Origin of the sequence: Kribbella pittospori (assembly GCF_004331465.1) — a bacterium.
In the GTDB taxonomy this organism is placed as follows: domain Bacteria; phylum Actinomycetota; class Actinomycetes; order Propionibacteriales; family Kribbellaceae; genus Kribbella; species Kribbella pittospori.
In genome coordinates, this window is the sequence record NZ_SJKB01000048.1 from 1 (window position 1) to 2,200 (window position 2,200).

3 protein-coding genes are annotated in these 2,200 nt (G+C 68.5%); 2 read left to right on the forward strand and 1 reads right to left on the reverse strand.

Annotated features, from left to right (window positions below):
* Nucleotides 1-24: 24 nt before the first annotated feature.
* Entirely contained in the window at nt 25-1,008 is a 984-nt protein-coding gene (locus tag E0H73_RS45550) for an iron-containing redox enzyme family protein (protein WP_131367558.1), read from the reverse strand.
* 75 nt (nt 1,009-1,083) lie between these two features.
* Between E0H73_RS45550 and E0H73_RS45555 the strand changes: the two genes are divergently transcribed.
* Nucleotides 1,084-1,290: a CDGSH iron-sulfur domain-containing protein gene (locus E0H73_RS45555; protein WP_131367559.1), complete on the forward strand. Its 207-nt coding sequence runs from the start codon at nt 1,084-1,086 to the stop codon at nt 1,288-1,290.
* 212 nt (nt 1,291-1,502) lie between these two features.
* Nucleotides 1,503-2,174 (forward strand): GAF and ANTAR domain-containing protein, encoded by a 672-nt coding sequence (locus E0H73_RS45560; RefSeq protein ID WP_131367560.1) that lies wholly within the window; start codon nt 1,503-1,505, stop codon nt 2,172-2,174.
* The last annotated feature ends 26 nt before the right edge of the window (nt 2,175-2,200 follow it).

The window sequence follows — 2,200 nt, forward strand, 5'->3', positions numbered from 1 at the left end:
CCCGGGTGACTCGGGTCTATGCATCTACGGTGACAAGGCTCGATTGTCGGAGGTCGCTGGCTGGTGCCAGGTTGTGAGTAGGTGGTGGGCGTGGAGGTTGTCGAGGCCGAGGCAGGTGGCGGCGCCGAAGATGATGTCGGTGGTGGCGTGGGGGTGTTGTGCGGTGTAGTTGGCGCAGAGGTCGTGGGCGGCGATTTGTTCGTGGACGGCGTCGGCTTCGATGTGTTCGGTGAAGTATGCGGCTTGTTCGGGCGAGGCTCCGAGTCGCAGGGCGCCGGCGGCGTAGCGGCGGTTGGGTAGTGTGGAGGTCATTTCGAGGGCGGCGAGGTGTCCGAGCAGGGCCGGGGTCCATCGGTGGTGCAGGGCGAACAGGGACATCAGGTTGGACACGGCAAGGGTGATGGCTGGGGCCTGGGGTAGGTAGTGGCCGTAGGAGTCGTCGAGTCCGAGCCAGCGCATTGTGGTGCGGAACAGTTCGGCGTGCATGCGTTCGGGTCGGCCGCCGCCGTATTCGTCGGCCTGGATCTCGACCAGTGCTGCTTTGGTGGGTCCGTCGAGGCGTGGGATGGCGAAGCTGTGCGGGTCGGCTTCCTTGAGCTGGTAGATGGATCGATAGGTGACGAATTGCCGGAATTGGCCGAGGTCGGCGTGCCGGTGCAGGTAGGAGGCCAGTGGCGGTCCGTGGTCGGCCTGGATCAGGTGACGTAACTGTGTCGCGATCGGCCCGGCAGCTGGTTCGGGGCGGAAGGTGGCCTGGAGCCATTGGGTCCAGGGGCGTTCCAGCGCGGTCCGGAAGGCGAGGATGTCGGGGGCCCAGTCGGCGTCGGTGGGGGCGTGGTCGAAGCCGCGGTAGTTCAGTTCGTTGCAGCACCACAGCGCCAGCTGGAAGTCGTCGTCGGCGACGATCGGGCCGGGTACGGTGACCTGTGGTGCGGGCTGGTCGGTGGTTTGGGTGAGCCGGGCGGTGATCCAGCCGCTCAACGGCCCGCGCGCGGGTGGTACTTGCATCTGGGTTCTCCCTCCGGGTCGGACCGGGTCGGTACCCGGACGCAAACCGGTTCGGGTCTGGGCACCGGGGCAGGTATGAGTGATTCAGCCGGCGCGGCCGCGGTGATCCGTGCGTACCCGGACGGGCCGTTGCTGGTGCGCGGCGACTTCGAGTTGCGCGACGAGAACGGTGACCTGCTGCCGGCCGGGCGCCGGACCATCGCGCTGTGCCGCTGCGGCCATTCCGCCCGCAAACCCCTGTGCGACGGCACCCACACCCGGCTCCGGAAGCCACGGGCCTGACGCGCGCCGATCGGCTACCTGCGCGGGCTGCTTCCGGCGTCGGTCGTGGTGGGGGCGGTCGTGCCGGGGCGGCTGGGCGGGCTCAGGTTTGAACCCGCCCAGCCTGGCGGCGACTGTCCCGTACGGGTTCGTGGCCACGTGGAGTCCTGGTTCCCCGGTCTGGGCGACAGATTCACCGAATCCCGGGGCAGTTCCGGGGTACCGGCGGGGTCGTGACTGACGACCGGCTCCTGGATCTGGCCCAGCAACTGGCCAGGACGCTGACCCCCGGCGACCTTGACCACACGCTGAGTCGGATCACCGCGGCGGCGGTCGAAGCGCTGCCGGACACCGACTATGCGAGCATCACGATCCTGCATGTCGACGGCCGGCTGGAGACGGTCGCGCCGACCGATGACGTGCTGTGGGGTGTCGACGCTGCACAGTACGAACTGCGGGAAGGTCCCTGCTACCAGGCTGCCGCGGATTCGGTGCACATCACCTCACCCGACCTGGCGCGCGACGAGCGGTTCCCGCGGTACGCCGCGAGCGCGGTGGCCGCCGGGCTCAACGCCCAGGCCGGGATCCGGCTCTTCGACGCGCCCAAGTCGCGTGGCGCGCTCAACCTGTACGCCCGTCAGGTCGGCGCCTTCAGCGATCTCGGTGGCCTCGGTGAACTGTTCCGGCACCAGGCGGCGATGGCGATCGACTACGCCCGCGAGATCCACAACCTGCAAGAAGCCGTGCGCACCCGCAGCACCATCGGCACCGCGGTCGGCATCGTGATGGAGCGCTACCACCTGACCGACGAACGCGCCTTCGCCTTCCTGGCCCGCCTCTCCCAAGACGGCAACGTCAAACTCCGAGAAGTCGCCAAACGCCTGATCGCAACCACCCGCGAGTGAAGCGCACTGTGATTGGGATCAGGCGT

Coding starts and splice junctions, on each gene's coding strand:
- E0H73_RS45550 (WP_131367558.1), bottom strand. CDS start 1,008: ATGCAAGTACCACCCGCGCGCGGGCCGTTGAGCGGCTGGATCACCGCC.
- E0H73_RS45555 (WP_131367559.1), top strand. CDS start 1,084: ATGAGTGATTCAGCCGGCGCGGCCGCGGTGATCCGTGCGTACCCGGAC.